Raw genomic sequence first — 15,615 nt, forward strand, 5'->3', positions numbered from 1 at the left:
CCTATCATCCCAACGTTCAAGGCACGCGACGACTTCCATGATCGTGCTTCGACCGAATGCCGTGGGCGGGCCGCGCGTGTTGTGGCTCCGGCCCAACCGGGCGCTGGACCGGCGCGGTCTTCGGCGGGTCGTGGTGGGCCTGGCGGCCCTGGCGCTGGCAACGGCGTCGCTCGGCGCGTGGCAAGGGAATGTGTTCGCCCCCGTGTTCGCCCTGGCGGAGTCGTTCGTCGTCGGGTTCGCGCTTGGCGCAGCCTGGCGGGCCGGCGGCAAGGGCGAGCGCATCGTGGTGGGGGCCGACACGCTCGAAGTGCGTGCGGTGCCGGGTCGTCGGGTCGTCCGTTTCCAGACACACTGGGTACGGGTAGGGTTGGCTTCGGGAAACGGGCGGCAGCGCCTGTTGCTCGCGTCACATGGGAACGAGCTCGAAATCGGCGCCTTCCTGGGGGAAGAGGAAAGGGTCGAGGTGTCCAGGAAACTCATGGTGCTGCTGTCCGAAGTCTCAGGCCAGACGCGCAGGTAGGTTCACTAAAGGTGCAAGAAATGACATCTGGCGGCATCGGACGATGGAAGGCGGCGTGCGTGGCTAGTGCCCTCGCCCTGTTCGGCGGGGCGGCATGGGCCAACCCGGAACCGAACCAGCTCAACATGACCAAGGGGGTCAGCGAGTGGTCGCCCTATGCCATGCACATGGTGGCCCTGTGGGTCTGCGTGGTCATCGGCATCATCGTCTTCGGCGCGATGTTCGTGGCGATGTTCCGCTTCCGCAAGTCGCGCGGTGCCGTGGCCGAGAAGTGGTCGCACAGCACCCGGCTGGAGATCGTCTGGACGGTCATCCCCGTCATCATCTTGGTCTTCCTGGCCAACCTGGCCACGGGGGGCCTGACCTCGTTCGCCGACACCACCGGCGCCGAGATGACCATCAAGGTCACCGGTTACCAGTGGAAGTGGCGCTACGACTACGTCGACTACAAGGGCAAAGGGGTGGACAAGGTCGGCTTCATGTCCAAGCTGGAAGAAACCTCGGACCGTACCCGCCAGCTTCGTTCCAACCTCGACCCGGGCAAGATCCAGGTCGACGGCTACCAGACCTACCTGCTCGACGTGGACAAGCCGCTGGTGGTCCCCGTGCACACCAAGATCCGCTTCATCATCGTCGGCGGCGACGTCATCCACTCCTGGTGGGTGCCGGCGCTGGGCTGGAAGATGGACGCCATTCCGGGCATCGCCAACGCCGCCTGGACCAACATCAAGGAGCCGGGTGTGTACCGCGGCCAGTGCGCCGAACTGTGCGGCCAGGACCACGGCTTCATGCCGATCGTGGTCAAGGCCGTGCCCAAGGCGGAATTCGAACAGTGGCTGGCGACACAGGAAGACGAGGCACGGGTCCGCAAGGCCGCCGCGACCGCCCAGAACGCCCCCGCCCCGGTCCCCCAGGGTTAACCCGCTCAAGCATTCGGTAGAGGTTCAAGGTTATGGCCCACGCAGCCACCCACGACCACCACGATCACCACGGGGCCCCGAAGGGGTTCTTCCAGCGATGGGTGATGTCCACCAACCACAAGGACATCGGTACGCTGTACCTGATCTTCTCGCTGACGATGTTCTTCATCGGCGGCGCCTTCGCGATGGTCATCCGCGCGGAGCTGTTCAAGCCGGGCATGCAGCTGGTGCAGCCGTATTTCTTCAATGAAATGACGACCATGCACGCGCTGGTGATGATCTTCGGCGCGATCATGCCGTCGTTCGTCGGTCTGGCCAACTGGATGATCCCGCTGATGGTGGGCGCGCCGGACATGGCCCTGCCGCGCATGAACAACCTCTCGTTCTGGATCATGCCGTTCGCGTTCATCCTGCTGCTGTCCACCCTGTTCATGCCGGGCGGCGGCCCTGCCGGCGGCTGGACCATGTACCCGCCGCTGTCGCTGCAGGGCGAGTCCATCGCGTACACCATCTTCGCCATCCACCTGATGGGCATCAGCTCGATCATGGGTGCGATCAACATCATCGCCACCATCCTCAACATGCGCGCACCCGGCATGGACCTGCTGAAGATGCCGGTGTTCGTGTGGAGCTGGCTGATCACGGCGTTTCTGCTGATCGCGGTGATGCCGGTGCTGGCCGGCGCGGTCACCATGCTGCTGACCGACAAGTACTTCCATACCAACTTCTTCAATGCCGCCGGCGGCGGCGACCCGGTGCTGTTCCAGCACATTTTCTGGTTCTTCGGGCATCCCGAGGTCTACATCATGATCCTGCCGGCGTTCGGGATCATCTCCGAGATCATCCCCACCTTCGCCCGAAAGCCGATCTTCGGCTACCGCGCCATGGTGTTTGCCATCGCCTCCATCGCCTTCCTCTCGTTCATCGTCTGGGCGCACCACATGTTCGCCGTGGGCCTGCCGATGGGCGCGGAGATCTTCTTCATGTACGCCACGATGCTCATCGCGGTGCCCACGGGGGTGAAGGTCTTCAACTGGGTGTCGACGATGTGGGGCGGCTCGATGACCTTCGAGACGCCGATGCTGTTCGCCATCGCGTTCGTCATCCTGTTCACCATCGGCGGTTTCTCCGGCCTGATGCTGGCCCTGGCGCCGGCGGACTTCCAGTACCACGACACCTATTTCGTCGTGGCCCACTTCCACTACGTGCTGGTGACCGGCGCCGCGTTCTCGATCATGGCCGCCGCGTACTACTGGATGCCCAAGTGGTCGGGCAACATGTACAGCGAGACCTGGGGCAAGATCCACTTCTGGTCCAGCGTCATCTCGGTCAACGTGCTGTTCTTCCCGCAGCATTTCCTCGGCCTGGCCGGCATGCCGCGCCGCATTCCCGATTACAACGTGGCCTTCGCCAACTTCAACATGATCAGCTCGATCGGCGGCTTCTGGTTCGGCGCCTCGCAGCTGATCTTCCTGGGCGTCGTGGTGCACTGCGTGTTCTTCTCGAAGAAGCGCGCGGCCGACCGCTCGTGGGAAGGGGCCCGGGGCCTGGAGTGGACCGTGCCGTCGCCGGCGCCGTTCCATACCTTCGACGTGCCGCCGGTCATCCACGACGATGAACTGGCCCACGGCAACACGGAACACTGATCGATGCAGGGCGTCACGGACATCGCCATGGAGGCGCGCCGCCGGCGCGCCCGCAGGACGGCCCTGATCGCGGGCGGCTTCGCGATCGCGGTCTTCCTCCTTTCGATCGTACAGATGCTCCGGGTCTGATCGGCTAACACGCGACATCCACGGGAAACCACCATGGGTCACCAGCAACAAGACGTCTACTTCGTACCGAGCAAGAGCTACTGGCCGATCGTGGCCGCGGTGTCCATGTTCGTGACGGTGTTCGGTGCCGCGCACTGGCTGAATGCGCAACCCGGTGAGGGCAGCACGTTCGGCAAGCCGCTGTTCTTGATCGGCATCGTGATGATCCTGGGCATGTTCTTCGGCTGGTTCCGCTCGGTGATCCGCGAGTCGCTGGCAGGCAACTACAACAGCCAGGTGGATCGCTCGTTCCGCATGGGCATGATGTGGTTCATCTTCTCCGAAGTGATGTTCTTCGGCGCGTTCTTCGGCGCCCTGTTCTACGCGCGCATCTTCTCGGTGCCCTGGCTGGGCGGCGAAGGCCATGGCGTGCTCACCCACCAGTTCGTCTGGCAGGGTTACGAGGCATCGTGGGGCGCCAACGGCGGTGGCGGTCCGCAGAAGATCGGTGGTTCGTTCCAGACCATCGCCGCCTGGGGTCTGCCGCTGCTCAACACGCTGATCCTGCTGTCATCGGGCGTCACCATCACCATCGCGCACCACGCGCTGAAGGCCGGTCATCGCAAGCCGCTGCTGATCGGGCTGGGCGCCACCGTGCTGCTGGGCTGCCTGTTCCTGTGGTTCCAGGCGCACGAGTACGCGGAAGCGTACGAGCACTTCAACCTCACGCTGGGCAGCGGTGTCTACGGCGCCACGTTCTTCATGCTCACCGGCTTCCACGGCATGCACGTGACGCTGGGCACGATCATGCTGGCGATCATCTGGTTGCGCTGCGCCAAGGGTCACTTCAGCAAGGACGACCACTTCGGCTTCGAAGCCGTGGCCTGGTACTGGCATTTCGTCGACGTGGTCTGGCTGGCGCTCTTTCTCTTCGTCTACGTGCTCTAAGAAAGCGCTGACACGTTTGTCGGCGCTGCCCTGACGGCCTTGGCGTAAACCTCGCTCTAAACTCTCCGTGCGCCTTCATGACGAAGGCCGCCCTCAGCCCACGGAGAGTACCCATGACACGGAACGTCACCGCGCGCCTGTCGCGCTGGTCCCTGATCCTGCTTTCGCTCGGCTTGGCTTCGGGCGTAGCCGCTGCCGAAGCGCCCCTGCTGTCCTCGGCCAGCGACGCGCGTTTTCGCGCCGTCGGCCTGATCGATGCGCCCGACGGCGGCACCTGCACCGGCGCCATCGTCGCCGGGTCCGAGTCTCCCTACGGCAGCCGTCCAGCCTTGCTGCTCACGGCGGGTCACTGCGTGCTCGGGCGGGAGCTCGTCCCCAACCAGGTGCTGGTCGACGAAGCCGCCCCGTCCGGTTACCGCTTCACCCCTGCATATTTCCAGGACGCGCAGGCCGTGCACCGGCCCGTCGGCGTCGAGCGCATCCTGTACGCCACGACGAAGGGCATGGATATCGCGGTACTTCGCCTGTCGGTGTCCTATGGCGACCTGGCCGCCACGGGCATCACCCCACTGGTTCCGTCCGCGCCCGGCATCATCGGCACGCTCCCGGTGGATCTGCCGCAGATTCCCGCCAACGACGTACCGCTCGACGAACGGTTCCTGCGCCTGTCCACCTGCGAGGCCAGCGAGCCGGTACGGCTGTTCGAGGGTGAGCGCTTCTTCCTTCGTGAATCGGCTACCGACTGCACGGGCGTCGCGGGCGGCTCGTCCGGTTCGCCGGTGCTGCGCCGTGGCACCTCGCAGATCGTGGGTGTACTCGGTACGATGGTCGACCCGCGCTTCGACGGTTGCGGTTTCGACCGTCCATGCGAATTGACCGGCAGGCAGCCGTTCTCGCGTGTGGGAGCCAGCTATCTGAGCCTTGTGGCCCCCCTGCGCCATGCCTTGCTTGCCAGCGGCGACTGGAACCCGCAGTGGCTGGACACTGGCAGCGGCGTGGCCCTGCAACGCACCATCGGCCAGTACACGCGCAGCGAGGTCGTGGAAGAAGGCGAGGTCTCGCCCGCCCGCTGGGGTATCGTGGTCAGCGACGACACGCGCTGGATTCGCTATAAACACGGCGATGCGTCCACCACGGACTGCGCCAGCCTCGACGGGTACAGTGCCCCGGCGCTCGCGCGCGAGCAGCCGATGGACCGGCTTCCGGTCGGACCGGCGGAAGGCGTCTACGCCATGTGTGTCCTGGGCCAGCTCGATATCGACAACGACTGGCAGTCGCCGGAGCGCGCGAGTGTGATGTTGCGCGTGATCGACGACACCGCGCCGACCGCCACGCCACGGCCCTCCGTTCACAACGAGAGCGACGCCGCCTGGATCGTCAAGATCCACAGCCCGTACGTGTCGCCGCCCATCGTCAAGGTTGGCCGGCTCCATGCCACGGACTGTAACGACGAAGGCAACTATCGCGAACTGCCGTCGCTGTTCCTCAGCCTGCCCAAGTCCAAGGGTCCCCTCCGTGTCTGTGTGAAGGGCTCCGACGAAGCGGGCAACGTGTCGCCGGTGGGTACCCTGCACCTGCTGCCACCCGCGGCCGACTGATCCGGTGGTCTAACGCAGGAAGAGACGGTAGGCCGGATTGTCCGTCTCTTCCCGGTACGGGTAGCCGAGGCGATCGAGGAAGCACGTCAGTTCCCGATCGTCCCCGGCGCCCGCTTGAATGCCGACCAGGGTCGAACTGTAGTCGGCGCCCTGGTTCCGGTAGTGGAAAAGGCTGATGTTCCAGCTGGGCGACATGGAGCGCAAAAAACGCATCAAGGCGCCGGGGCGTTCGGGGAAGGCGAAGCGAAACAGGCGTTCGTCGTGCGCTGCAGCGGATCGGCCACCCACCATGTGGCGGATATGCTGCGTGGAAAGTTCATCGTTACCCAGGCCGACCACGGCGAATCCTGCCGCTTCGAACACCGCGGCCAGCGCCGCTTCTTCGGCGGGCTCATCGATCTCCACGCCCACGAAGATCCGTGCACGGTCGTGGCTGTCCATCCGGTAGTTGAATTCGGTGACGTTACGGTTGCCGACCAGTTCGCAGAAGTGCAGGAAGCTGCCGCGTTCCTCGGGGATGCTCACCGCGAACAGCGCCTCGCGCGATTCACCCACCGCTGCACGCTCGGCGATGAATCGTATCCGGTCGATATTGAGGTTGGCCCCGGACACGATGGCCACCAGCGTCAGCTTTGCAGGATGTGCATCGGCCACATGTCGCGCCGCGTAACGACGCGCGCCGGCGACCGCGAGGGCACCCGCGGGTTCCACGAAACGCCGTGTGTCCTGGTAGATGTCCTTGATGGCGCGGCACACCTCGTCCGTGTCGACCAGGATCACCTCGTCCAGGTAGGCCTTGCACAAGCGGAAGGTTTCCTCACCCACCAGTTTCACGGCCGTGCCGTCCGAGAACAGCCCGACGTCGGATAGCTCGAGCCGGTGGCCGGCGTCGATCGAGCGCGCCATGGCACAGGAATCCTGCGTCTGTACCCCGACGACGCGGATGTCGGGTCGCAGGGCTTTTACATAGGTGGCGATGCCGGCGGCGAGACTGCCGCCCCCGATCGGCACGAAGATCGCGTCGATGGGTCCCTGGTGCTCACTCAGGATTTCCATCGCCACCGTGCCCTGCCCGGCGATGACATCGGCATCGTCGAACGCGGGTATGAAGGTCATGCCGCGTTCGCTTTGAAGCCGCACGGCATGGCCGTAGGCGTCGCTATAAGAGTCGCCGGCCTTGATGACCTGCACGGTGGGGCCGCCAAAGCGGCGCGTGGCGGCCACCTTCACCTGCGGCGCCGTCTCAGGCACGACGATGACAGCAGGAATGCCCAGCTTCGCCGCCGACCAGGCCACGCCCTGGGCATGATTGCCCGCGGACGCGGTGATGATGCCGCGGGCCAGCACCTCGGGAGAGAGCCGGCTGATCCGGTTATAGGCGCCACGCAGCTTGAACGACGACACCGGTTGTGTGTCCTCGCGCTTGAGCAGGATGTCGTGTCCCAGTTGCTCGGACAGCACCGTGGCGTGCTGCAGCTCCGTCCGCCGAGCCACGTCATAGACGCGCGCGGTGAGGACCAGGCGGAGGTAATCCGAGGCATCGCGAAGCGGTTCGTCCTGGCTGGCCTGGCGTGTTGCTAGTAGGGACATGCGGTACATCTCCGGACGATGCGTTTTTCCGGAGGCGGTCATGAAAAACCCGCCTCGGTAGGGCGGGTTGTCGGTCACCTTGCGCGCGTGATTCAACCCACCATCAGGGGATGGCGATGCTAATCAGCGTAATGAGGGCCACGGCGCGGTTCATGGCTCGATCCTCGCGCGCAGTTGCCGACCTGTCAACCAACACGCTCGGGAGCCTTGGGTATTCGTCATTGACGCATGTACGTCATTGACGCACGATTCGATCATCGCGTCAGGGAGCTTTGCCGTGAACACCTTCTATGAAGACTTGCTGGAAAGCGTCCAGGAAATGGACGGCATCCTCCGTGGCAAGCGGAAGGCGTCGCGCGTGTTCCACGTCGATCCGGCCTCCATCCGGCAGCTGCGCGAAACCACGGGTCTGTCCCAGGCGAAGTTCGCGCTGCTGCTGGATGTCGACGTGGGTACGCTGCGTAACTGGGAGCAGGGGCGGCGTGCGCCTACCGGCCCGGCCCGGGCGCTGTTGCGCGCCATCGGCAAGGACCCCCACAACGTCCTGGCCGCCCTGGCCTGATCGTCCTTGCGGCACCGATTGCCGCACCGCGCCTTGGCCCCCCGGCCACGCGCGCTAGAATTGACCGACCCCGTGGGGGTGCAGCCACCCCATGAAGATGCCCAGCGCCACCATGGCGATGAGCAGCAACGAAAGTCCGATCCGGCGGGTGAGCGCCCATACGGTGCGCTTGCTCTGGCCCTTGTCGGTCATCATGAAGAACAGGGCCTGCCCGAGGTTGAACAACACCACGAGCAGCAGGATCACCAGCGCATATTTGTAGATGGTTTCCACGTGAAGGCTCCGCGCCCTATCGACAATTCGAGTATAGCGGTGGCCACGGGGCGTCTTGCATGACTTTCCTGCGCCGCCCGACGTGGTTCGCTGTCGCACTCACGCTGGTGGGTGTGCTCGCGTTCGTGCGGCTGGGCATATGGCAGCTGGACCGCGCCGACGAGAAGGACGAACTGCTGCGGCGCTACGCCGCATCCGCCTCGGCGGGCGTGGAAGCCTTCGGTCCCGCCGCCGCACAGCCGCCGGTGGATCGTTATCCCCGGTATGCGGTGAGCGGCAGCTTCCTGCGCGGTCACTATTACCTGCTGGACGACCAGACCCATGCGGGCCGGGTGGGCGTGCATGTGTACGCGCCCTTCGCTCCCGAGGGCAGCGTGCCGTGGCTGCTGGTCGATCTCGGCTTCCTGCCGAAGGAGGGGGGTGGCAACCCGCGGCTGCCGCCGCTTCCCGCCGGCCCCACCACGCTGCGCGGGCTCTATGTGCCGACGCCCGGTGTCGGGGTAAGGCTCGGGGGCGACCGCCTGCCGGAGCAGCACGGCGCCGAAAAGACCATGGTCTATGTCGACCTCGCCGAGATCGGCCATGACCTGGGGCGCGCGCTGTATCCTCGCGTCCTTCTGCTGGATGCCGATCCGGCCAGCATCTACACCCGCGACTGGACCCCGGGGTTCATGCCGCCGGCCCGCCACCGCGCCTATGCCTTCCAGTGGTTCACCTTCGCCCTCGCGGCGGTGGTGATCTTCGTCCTCCTGCATCGCAAGCGACGCCCGAACCGGCCCCCGTCTTCATGACCGATCCGAACGTATCCCCCCGCACGCCCGGCACCGGCCGGTTCAAGCTCGTGCTGATCATGCTGGTGTTCCTGGCGCCGATCGCCGCGGCCGGACTCCTTACGCTCAGCGGCTGGCAGCCGGAAGGCAAGGGCAACGGACGCCCGATCGTTCCGCAGCGCAGCGTCGCCGATGTCCATGTCGATGTCGCCGGGCGACCGTGGGCCTGGCGCGACAGCGAGCCGCGCCTCACGCTGGTCGCGTTGCCCGGCCCGGGGTGCGCGGCGCAATGCCTGCAGACGCTGGCCCTGATGCGCAACGCCCGTATCGTGCTGAACCGCAACGCCGATCGCCTGCGCCTGCTCTACCTCGGCACGCCACCCATGGCGCCTGGCGCGGAGGGCGTCATGTCTGACTGGGCGATCGGCACCGATGCCGCGAAGGCCTTCGACAGCTTCCGCCCCACCGAGCCGGACACGGTCGCCGCCGTGCTGGTCGAATCCAATGCCACCGCCCTGTCCTGGTATCCCGCGGGCTTCGACCCGAGCGGGCTGCGCAAGGACATGCAGAAGGTGATCCGCTGATGTCCTCCCGCGCCTTGAAAACCCTGCGCATGCTGGCCCTGCTGGCGGCCTTGTTCGCGTTCTGCATCGTGATGTTCGGTGCCTTCGTGCGCCTGTCCAACGCTGGCTTGTCCTGCCCGGATTGGCCGACGTGCTACGGCAAGGCCACCTGGCCCGGCCACGCCCAGGACATCGCCCGCGCCAACGAGGCCTTCCCGGATCGGCCCTACGAGACGCACAAGGCATGGCGTGAGCAGGTGCATCGTTTCCTCGCCGGCAGCCTCGGCTTCATGGTGCTGGCCATCGCGGTAATGTCGGCGTGGCGCCGGCGCATGGCGGTGGTCGCCGTGCTGGCCTCGGCGGTGTTCGCCGCCGCCGGCGTGGCCATGTACATGCGCGGGGCCTACATGGTGTCCTCGTTGCTGTCCGCGCTGGCCATCGCGTTGCCGCTGGTCGCCGCGGCCACGCTGAGGCGTCCCGGTGCATGGCGCATCGGTGTAGCGGCGCTGGCGGTCATCATCTTCCAGGCCATGCTGGGCATGTGGACGGTTACCCTGCTGCTCAAGCCGATCGTGGTGATGGGCCACCTGCTCGGCGGCCTTGCCACGTTCGCGCTGCTGGCCTGGGCTGCCTTGCGCTGGTGGCGTGTCGGCACACCGGACGATCGCTTCGCCGCGCTGCGCACGCCGGTCGCCGTCGGTATCGCGGTGCTGGTCTGCCAGATCGCGCTGGGTGGCTGGACCAGTTCCAACTACGCGGCGCTGGCCTGCGGCACGGACTTCCCGCAGTGCCTCGGGCAGTGGTGGCCGCAGACCGACTTCCCGCAGGCGTTCGTCCTGTGGCGCGGCATCGGCGTGAACTACGAGGGTGGCGTGCTCGACATGGCCGCGCGCAGTGCAATCCAGATGGCGCACCGCATCGGTGCGCTGGTCACCTTCCTCTACCTGGGCTGGCTGTCGCACCGGTTGGCGCGTGGCGGCCTGCGCAAGGTCGGCATCGCCGTGGCGGTGGTGCTGGTAGCCCAGGTGCTGCTGGGCATCGGCAACGTGCACCTGGGCCTGCCGTTGCCGGTGGCCACGGCGCACAATGGCGTGGCCGCACTGCTGCTGTTCACGCTGCTGACCGCGCTGGCCAGCACGCAGCGACTGCCTGTCACCCCGGAGTTCCCGTGAGCAAAGCCGCGCAATATTTCGAGCTGACCAAGCCGCGCGTCGTCGCGATGCTGGTCTTCTGCGCCGTCATCGGCATGTTCCTGGCCGTGGATGCCGACGGCCGCCGCGTGCTGCCGACGTGGCATGCGGCGTTGTTCGGCACGCTGGGCATCTGGCTGGCGTCCGCATCGGCGGCCGCGTTCAACCACCTGATCGACCAGCGCATCGACAAGCTGATGGCGCGCACCTCGCACCGCCCGCTCGCGACCGGCCAGCTCACCCCGATGCAGGTGTTCGTCTTCGCCATGACACTGGGCATCGTATCGATGCTGGTGCTGGTGTTCCTGGTGAATATGCTGACGGCAGTGCTGACGTTCTTCTCGCTGATCGGCTATGCGGTGGTGTACACCGCCTACCTCAAGCGCGCGACGCCGCAGAACATCGTGATCGGCGGGCTGGCCGGCGCCGCGCCGCCGATGCTGGGCTGGACGGCGGTCACGGGCTCGTTGCATCCCTTCGCGCTGCAATTGCTGCTGATCATCTTCGTGTGGACGCCGCCGCACTTCTGGGCGCTGGCGATCTTCCGCGTCGACGATTACTCACGCGCGCAGGTGCCAATGCTGCCGGTGACCCACGGCGTGGTGTTCACGCGCTGGCACATCCTGTTCTACACGATCCTGCTGTTCGTCGTGACCATGCTGCCGTTCTTCACCGGCATGAGCGGCCTGATCTACCTGTTCGGCGCGGTGATCCTGGGCCTGGGCTTCCTCTGGTACGCCGCGCGCATGTTCAACCCGCCCGATGAACTGTTCGCCATGAAGATGTTCAACTATTCCATCGTGTACCTGATGGTGTTGTTCGCGTTTCTGCTGGCCGACCACTGGCTGGTCGATCCGATCGTGCAGCCCGGTTTCCGCCTCGAGCCCGTCGTCTGACGGGCCGGCCGGTTCACCCGACCTTACGCGTCGGCTTGCCCGACCAGTATCCCGCCAGCATCGAGCCCGACAGGTTGTGCCATACCGAGAACAACGCACCGGGCAGTGCGGCCAGGGGCGAAAAATAGAGCTTGCCGAGCGTCGCGGCCAGTCCGGAGTTCTGCATGCCCACTTCGATAGCCAGGGTGCGGCACGTCGATTCGTCGAAGCCGAACAGCCGGCCGCCCCAGTAACCGCCCAGCAGCCCCATGGCGTTGTGCAGGATCACGGCGACGACGGTGATCGCGCCCACCGTGGCGATGGACGGCTGGCTGGCGGCGACCACGGCCCCGATCAGGATCAGTACGCAAGTCATCGAGAACAGGGGCAGGCCCGGTTCGATCCGGCGCACGACGCCGCGCAGCGTGTGGTGGACAAGCAGCCCCAGTCCGATCGGTAGCGCCACGATCTGCACGATGCTCACCAGCATCGCCCATGTGTCCGGTGCTACCCGCGTATCCACATACAGCCGCGTGAGCAGCGGCGTGGCGACCACGCCCACCAGTGCCGATACCGACGACAGCGTGACCGACAGTGCGACGTCGCCCTTGGCAAGGTAGATGATGACGTTGGAGGCGGTGCCACTGGCAACACTGCCCACGAGGATCATGCCCGCGGCGAGGTCCGGCGGCATGGCGAACGCGCGGGTCAGTGCCCAGGCGGCCAGCGGCATCACCAGGTAATGCAGGAAGGTGCCGGCGAGCACCGGCAGCGGGCGTAGCAGCACGCGCCTGAAATCGTCGAGGCTCAAGGTCACGCCCATGCCGAACATCACCAGCATGAGCAGCGGGACGATCCATGCGCCCGCCGGCAGGAACACCCCGGGGTGCAGGTAGGCGACCAGTGAGACGACGATCGCCCAGAGCGGGAAGAGACGGGTGACCCACGCGAGCAGGGAGCGATGGCCGCCGGTCATGGCATCCCGTGCATCCAGGTCGCCACGGCGTCGGGGTGTTCCAGGTGCAGGTGATGGCCGCCGTCCATGTGGGTCACCTCGATCTGGTCGACGCAGTCGATGCGCACCTGCAGGGCCTCGGGTTCGAGGTAGGGCGGATGCGGACGCGCGAGCAGCAACGAGGTCGGCGCAGCAAGACCCAGCAGCAGCGACATGACCTGCGTCTCGGCGAGGCGGATGGCGGTGGGCCGTGACAGGCGCGGATCGCTGCGCCAGCTGTAGCCGCCATCGACCTCGCGCAAACCGCGCTCGACGATCGGGCGGGCCAGTTCGGCATCGAGGCCGCTCGCGAGCGCGCGGGCGCGGGTCGCATCGTCGATGGCGGGAAAGACGCGCAGCGGCCGGTTGCCTTCGGGTCTCGGCGCCATCGCTTCACGGAACCGGTCCAGGGTGCGCGAGCCGTCGTCGCCCAGGGGCCCCAGGCCTTCGATCAACGCCAGTGCCCGCACGCGCTCCGGGGCCGCGATGGCGACCATGGTGGCCACGCCCGCGCCCAGCGAATGGCCGAGCAGGTGGAAGCGGGGCAGGGCCAGTGCATCGACCGCCAGCAGCACCGCGCGTGCGTAGTCGTGATGGGTATAGGTGGCGCTCTCGGGCAGGTGATCCGAATGCCCGTGGCCGGGAAGGTCCAGGGCGATCACGTGGAAACGACCCGCGAGTAACGGCCCAAGCCGCGCGAAGCTGGCCGCGTTGTCGAGCCAGCCATGGAGGGCGACCAGCGGTGCCGCATCCGGCTCGCCCCAGCTCATGCCGCCCAGTTCCATTCCGGGAAGGGCGATACGCAGCTCACGCATCGGCGTGGGCCTTGCGGGCGCGTTCGCGCGAGGCGGCCAGGCGCGCGGCCACGGCCGCCGCGTCGTAGTCCTCGGCGAACTCCGGCCAGCCCTGCGTGTGCCGCAGCACCAGGTCCGCGATGGCACCCACATGGTCGGGGCGCGCGTTGAGGCAGGGGATGTAGTGGAGTGTCTCGCCACCCGCCTCGCGGAAGAAATCGGCATTCTGCATGGCGATTTCCTCCAGCGTTTCCAGGCAGTCCACGGCGAAGCCCGGGCTGATCGCGTCGATCCGCTTCACGCCCTGGGCGCCCAGCGACTTCACCATCTCGTCGGTGTACGGGTGCAGCCAGCGCTCGCGTCCCACACGCGACTGGAAGCTCATCGGCGCCTGCTCGGGCGTGAGCCCGAGGGCTTCGCGCAGCAGGCGCGCCGTGGCATGGGCCTGACAGAAGTAGGGATCGCCATTGCGCACGTAGCGTTCGGGAATGCCGTGGAAACTCATCAGCAGGCGCTCGCCCTGCCCGTGGCGTTGCCAGTGTTCGCGCACGCTGGCAGCCAGGGCGGCGATGTAGGCCGGCTCGTCGTGGTAATCGTTGACCTGACGCAGTTCCGGCGGCCAGCGCAGGCCCTTGACCGTATCGGCCACGGCATCGAAGACGCTGCCCGTGGAGGTCGCGGAATACTGCGGATACAGCGGCAGAACCAGCAGCCGACGCACGCCCTCGCGCTGTAACTGCGCGATGGTGGCGGCCACGCTGGGACGACCATAGCGCATGGCCAGCGCCACGCGGATGGGCCCGCTGCGACGGCGGCCCAGTTCGGCCTGCAGGGCGGCGGCCAGTGCCTCGCTGCCCGTGCGCAGGGGCGAGCCTTCGGCGGTCCACACACGCGAATAGGCGTGGGCGGAGCGCTTGGGACGCACCCGCAGGATCACGCCGTGCAGGATCGCCTTCCACAGCAGTCGCGGGTACTCGATCACCCGCGGATCGCCGAGGAATTCGGCCAGGTAGGGGCGCACGGCGGCCGCGGTGGGCGCTTCAGGTGTACCGAGATTAACCAGCAGCACACCGGCCTGGGGCACGGTGTCGTGGGAATAGCCGGCAAGGCCGGTATAGTTTGGTGAACCAGGCATCGGTGTCCGGCATTCGCGAGGATCGTTGCAGTCTGCCATATGCCGGGGTGCCGAGGCCTGTAGTCCCTGTCGCACCCGCTGCCATTCCGCGTCATGAAAGGAGCCACCCGATGTCATCTCGTCCGTTTCGCCTGCTCGCCCTGGGCCTGCTCGCCCTGCTGCCGTCGCTGGCTGTCCAGGCCGCCGATCCGCCGCGCAAACAGGCGCGCGAGGCCGTGCGGGTGCTGTCCGAAATGATGGACGACGCCCCGGACAAATCGCTGCCGGCCGACCTGCTCAGGAATGCGCGCGCCATCGCCATCATCCCGGGCATGGTCAAGGGCGGCTTCGTGTTCTCCGGTTCCAAGGGCGAAGGCCTGATCTCGATCAAGACGCACGACGGTACCTGGTCCAACCCCAACTTCATCTCGGTGGGTGGTGCCGGCGTCGGCTTCCAGGCCGGTATCCAGTCCACCGATGTCATCCTCGTCTTCCGCACCGATCGCGGCATCGACGGCATCATCAACGGCAAGTTCACGATGGGTGCCAACGCCTCCGCGGCGGCGGGCCCGGTCGGTCGCTCTGCGACGGCGGCCACCGATGGCCAGATGAAGGCCGAGATCTACACCTATTCGCGCGCCAAGGGCCTGTTCGCCGGTGTCGCGCTGGATGGCAGCCGCATCGCCATCGACGAGGACACCAACGAGCAGATCTACGGCCCCGGCATCACGCCGCGTCGCATTTTCGAAGGCGGCGTGACGAACGTCCCCAGTGAAGTAGTCGATTTCAGGGATAAGCTGGAGGAGTACACTAACCGCTGATCGTCGTCCCAACCCGTTGCGCCGCGTGGCGCGCGGGCCGTCCCACCGGCTCCCAGAGCGGGGCCTGAGAGGTTTTCCATGAGCATTACCCACATCGTCCTCCTGCTGCTCGTCGTCGTGCTCATCTTCGGCACGCGCAAGCTGCGCAACATCGGCTCGGACCTGGGCGGCGCCATGCGCGACTTCAAGAAGGGCCTGGACGGCGACGAAGAAGCACGGGCGGCCCGCGAGCGCGAAGACAAACTGCGCGCCGATCCGCCGCCGGTCACCCCCGTGCCGCCGACCCATAGCGAAACCGTCGAGCCGCGCGACCGCACTCCGTGATCCCG

18 protein-coding genes are annotated in these 15,615 nt (G+C 66.6%); 13 read left to right on the forward strand and 5 right to left on the reverse strand.

What is annotated here, in order from left to right; translation table 11 throughout:
- The first annotated feature begins 37 nt into the window (after positions 1 to 37).
- The 6 genes from FA89_RS06470 (at position 38) to FA89_RS06490 (ending at position 5,740) form a co-directional block, all read left to right on the forward strand.
- Positions 38 to 520, forward strand: coding sequence for a DUF2244 domain-containing protein (locus tag FA89_RS06470; RefSeq protein ID WP_185754257.1), 483 nt, complete (start codon positions 38 to 40; stop codon positions 518 to 520).
- Between the two features lie 20 nt (positions 521 to 540).
- The gene (gene coxB, locus FA89_RS06475; protein WP_036139341.1) at positions 541 to 1,440 is read left to right on the forward strand and encodes a cytochrome c oxidase subunit II; all 900 of its coding nucleotides are present in this window, start codon (positions 541 to 543) and stop codon (positions 1,438 to 1,440) included.
- 32 nt (positions 1,441 to 1,472) lie between these two features.
- Entirely contained in the window at positions 1,473 to 3,086 is a 1,614-nt protein-coding gene (gene ctaD / locus FA89_RS06480) for a cytochrome c oxidase subunit I (protein ID WP_036139344.1), read from the forward strand.
- 3 nt (positions 3,087 to 3,089) lie between these two features.
- The gene (locus FA89_RS20790) at positions 3,090 to 3,215 is read left to right on the forward strand and encodes a hypothetical protein (protein ID WP_255349634.1); all 126 of its coding nucleotides are present in this window, start codon (positions 3,090 to 3,092) and stop codon (positions 3,213 to 3,215) included.
- Between the two features lie 33 nt (positions 3,216 to 3,248).
- Positions 3,249 to 4,142, forward strand: coding sequence for a cytochrome c oxidase subunit 3 (locus FA89_RS06485; RefSeq protein ID WP_036139347.1), 894 nt, complete (start codon positions 3,249 to 3,251; stop codon positions 4,140 to 4,142).
- 113 nt (positions 4,143 to 4,255) lie between these two features.
- Positions 4,256 to 5,740, forward strand: coding sequence for a trypsin-like serine peptidase (locus tag FA89_RS06490; protein WP_036139350.1), 1,485 nt, complete (start codon positions 4,256 to 4,258; stop codon positions 5,738 to 5,740).
- 9 nt (positions 5,741 to 5,749) lie between these two features.
- Here the strand turns inward: FA89_RS06490 and ilvA are convergent, their stop codons facing one another.
- Entirely contained in the window at positions 5,750 to 7,330 is a 1,581-nt protein-coding gene (ilvA, locus tag FA89_RS06495; RefSeq protein ID WP_051939034.1) for a threonine ammonia-lyase, biosynthetic, read from the reverse strand.
- Between the two features lie 277 nt (positions 7,331 to 7,607).
- On the opposite strand from ilvA, the gene FA89_RS06500 reads away from it, so the two are divergent.
- Entirely contained in the window at positions 7,608 to 7,892 is a 285-nt protein-coding gene (locus FA89_RS06500; protein WP_036139352.1) for a helix-turn-helix domain-containing protein, read from the forward strand.
- A 54-nt stretch (positions 7,893 to 7,946) separates the two neighbouring features.
- Here the strand turns inward: FA89_RS06500 and FA89_RS06505 are convergent, their stop codons facing one another.
- Positions 7,947 to 8,165, reverse strand: a complete 219-nt coding sequence (locus FA89_RS06505) for a twin transmembrane helix small protein (protein WP_036139356.1) — start codon at positions 8,163 to 8,165, stop codon at positions 7,947 to 7,949.
- Between the two features lie 59 nt (positions 8,166 to 8,224).
- Between FA89_RS06505 and FA89_RS06510 the strand changes: the two genes are divergently transcribed.
- From FA89_RS06510 to cyoE, 4 genes are read left to right on the forward strand one after another with little or no spacing between them, the layout of a single operon-like run.
- Entirely contained in the window at positions 8,225 to 8,956 is a 732-nt protein-coding gene (locus FA89_RS06510; RefSeq protein ID WP_036139357.1) for an SURF1 family protein, read from the forward strand.
- Complete coding sequence (locus FA89_RS06515) at positions 8,953 to 9,519, forward strand: hypothetical protein (RefSeq protein WP_036139359.1); 567 nt, start codon at positions 8,953 to 8,955, stop codon at positions 9,517 to 9,519. The genes FA89_RS06510 and FA89_RS06515 overlap by 4 nt, the downstream gene beginning before the upstream one ends.
- On the forward strand, positions 9,519 to 10,670 hold the full coding sequence (locus FA89_RS20455; protein WP_036139361.1) for a COX15/CtaA family protein: 1,152 nt from the start codon (positions 9,519 to 9,521) through the stop codon (positions 10,668 to 10,670). Before FA89_RS06515 ends, FA89_RS20455 begins: the two co-directional genes overlap by 1 nt.
- Positions 10,667 to 11,584 carry a heme o synthase gene (gene cyoE, locus FA89_RS06525; RefSeq protein ID WP_036139362.1) on the forward strand — a complete coding sequence of 306 codons (918 nt, stop codon included), beginning with the start codon at positions 10,667 to 10,669 and terminating at the stop codon, positions 11,582 to 11,584. The genes FA89_RS20455 and cyoE overlap by 4 nt, the downstream gene beginning before the upstream one ends.
- Before the next feature lie 13 nt (positions 11,585 to 11,597).
- On the opposite strand, the gene panS is transcribed toward cyoE, so the two are convergent.
- From panS to hemH, 3 genes are read right to left on the reverse strand one after another with little or no spacing between them, the layout of a single operon-like run.
- On the reverse strand, positions 11,598 to 12,539 hold the full coding sequence (gene panS / locus FA89_RS06530) for a ketopantoate/pantoate/pantothenate transporter PanS (RefSeq protein ID WP_441295034.1): 942 nt from the start codon (positions 12,537 to 12,539) through the stop codon (positions 11,598 to 11,600).
- Positions 12,536 to 13,372, reverse strand: a complete 837-nt coding sequence (locus tag FA89_RS06535; RefSeq protein ID WP_036139365.1) for an alpha/beta fold hydrolase — start codon at positions 13,370 to 13,372, stop codon at positions 12,536 to 12,538. Before FA89_RS06535 ends, panS begins: the two co-directional genes overlap by 4 nt.
- Complete coding sequence (gene hemH, locus FA89_RS06540; RefSeq protein ID WP_036139367.1) at positions 13,365 to 14,486, reverse strand: ferrochelatase; 1,122 nt, start codon at positions 14,484 to 14,486, stop codon at positions 13,365 to 13,367. Before hemH ends, FA89_RS06535 begins: the two co-directional genes overlap by 8 nt.
- 110 nt (positions 14,487 to 14,596) lie before the next feature.
- Between hemH and FA89_RS06545 the strand changes: the two genes are divergently transcribed.
- Both FA89_RS06545 and tatA read left to right on the forward strand, forming a co-directional pair.
- Positions 14,597 to 15,286 carry a lipid-binding SYLF domain-containing protein gene (locus FA89_RS06545; protein WP_036139369.1) on the forward strand — a complete coding sequence of 230 codons (690 nt, stop codon included), beginning with the start codon at positions 14,597 to 14,599 and terminating at the stop codon, positions 15,284 to 15,286.
- A gap of 78 nt (positions 15,287 to 15,364) precedes the next feature.
- Positions 15,365 to 15,610 carry a twin-arginine translocase TatA/TatE family subunit gene (tatA, locus tag FA89_RS06550; protein ID WP_036139371.1) on the forward strand — a complete coding sequence of 82 codons (246 nt, stop codon included), beginning with the start codon at positions 15,365 to 15,367 and terminating at the stop codon, positions 15,608 to 15,610.
- Positions 15,611 to 15,615 lie beyond the last annotated feature (5 nt).

This window comes from Luteibacter sp. 9135, assembly GCF_000745005.1.
Taxonomy (GTDB): domain Bacteria; phylum Pseudomonadota; class Gammaproteobacteria; order Xanthomonadales; family Rhodanobacteraceae; genus Luteibacter.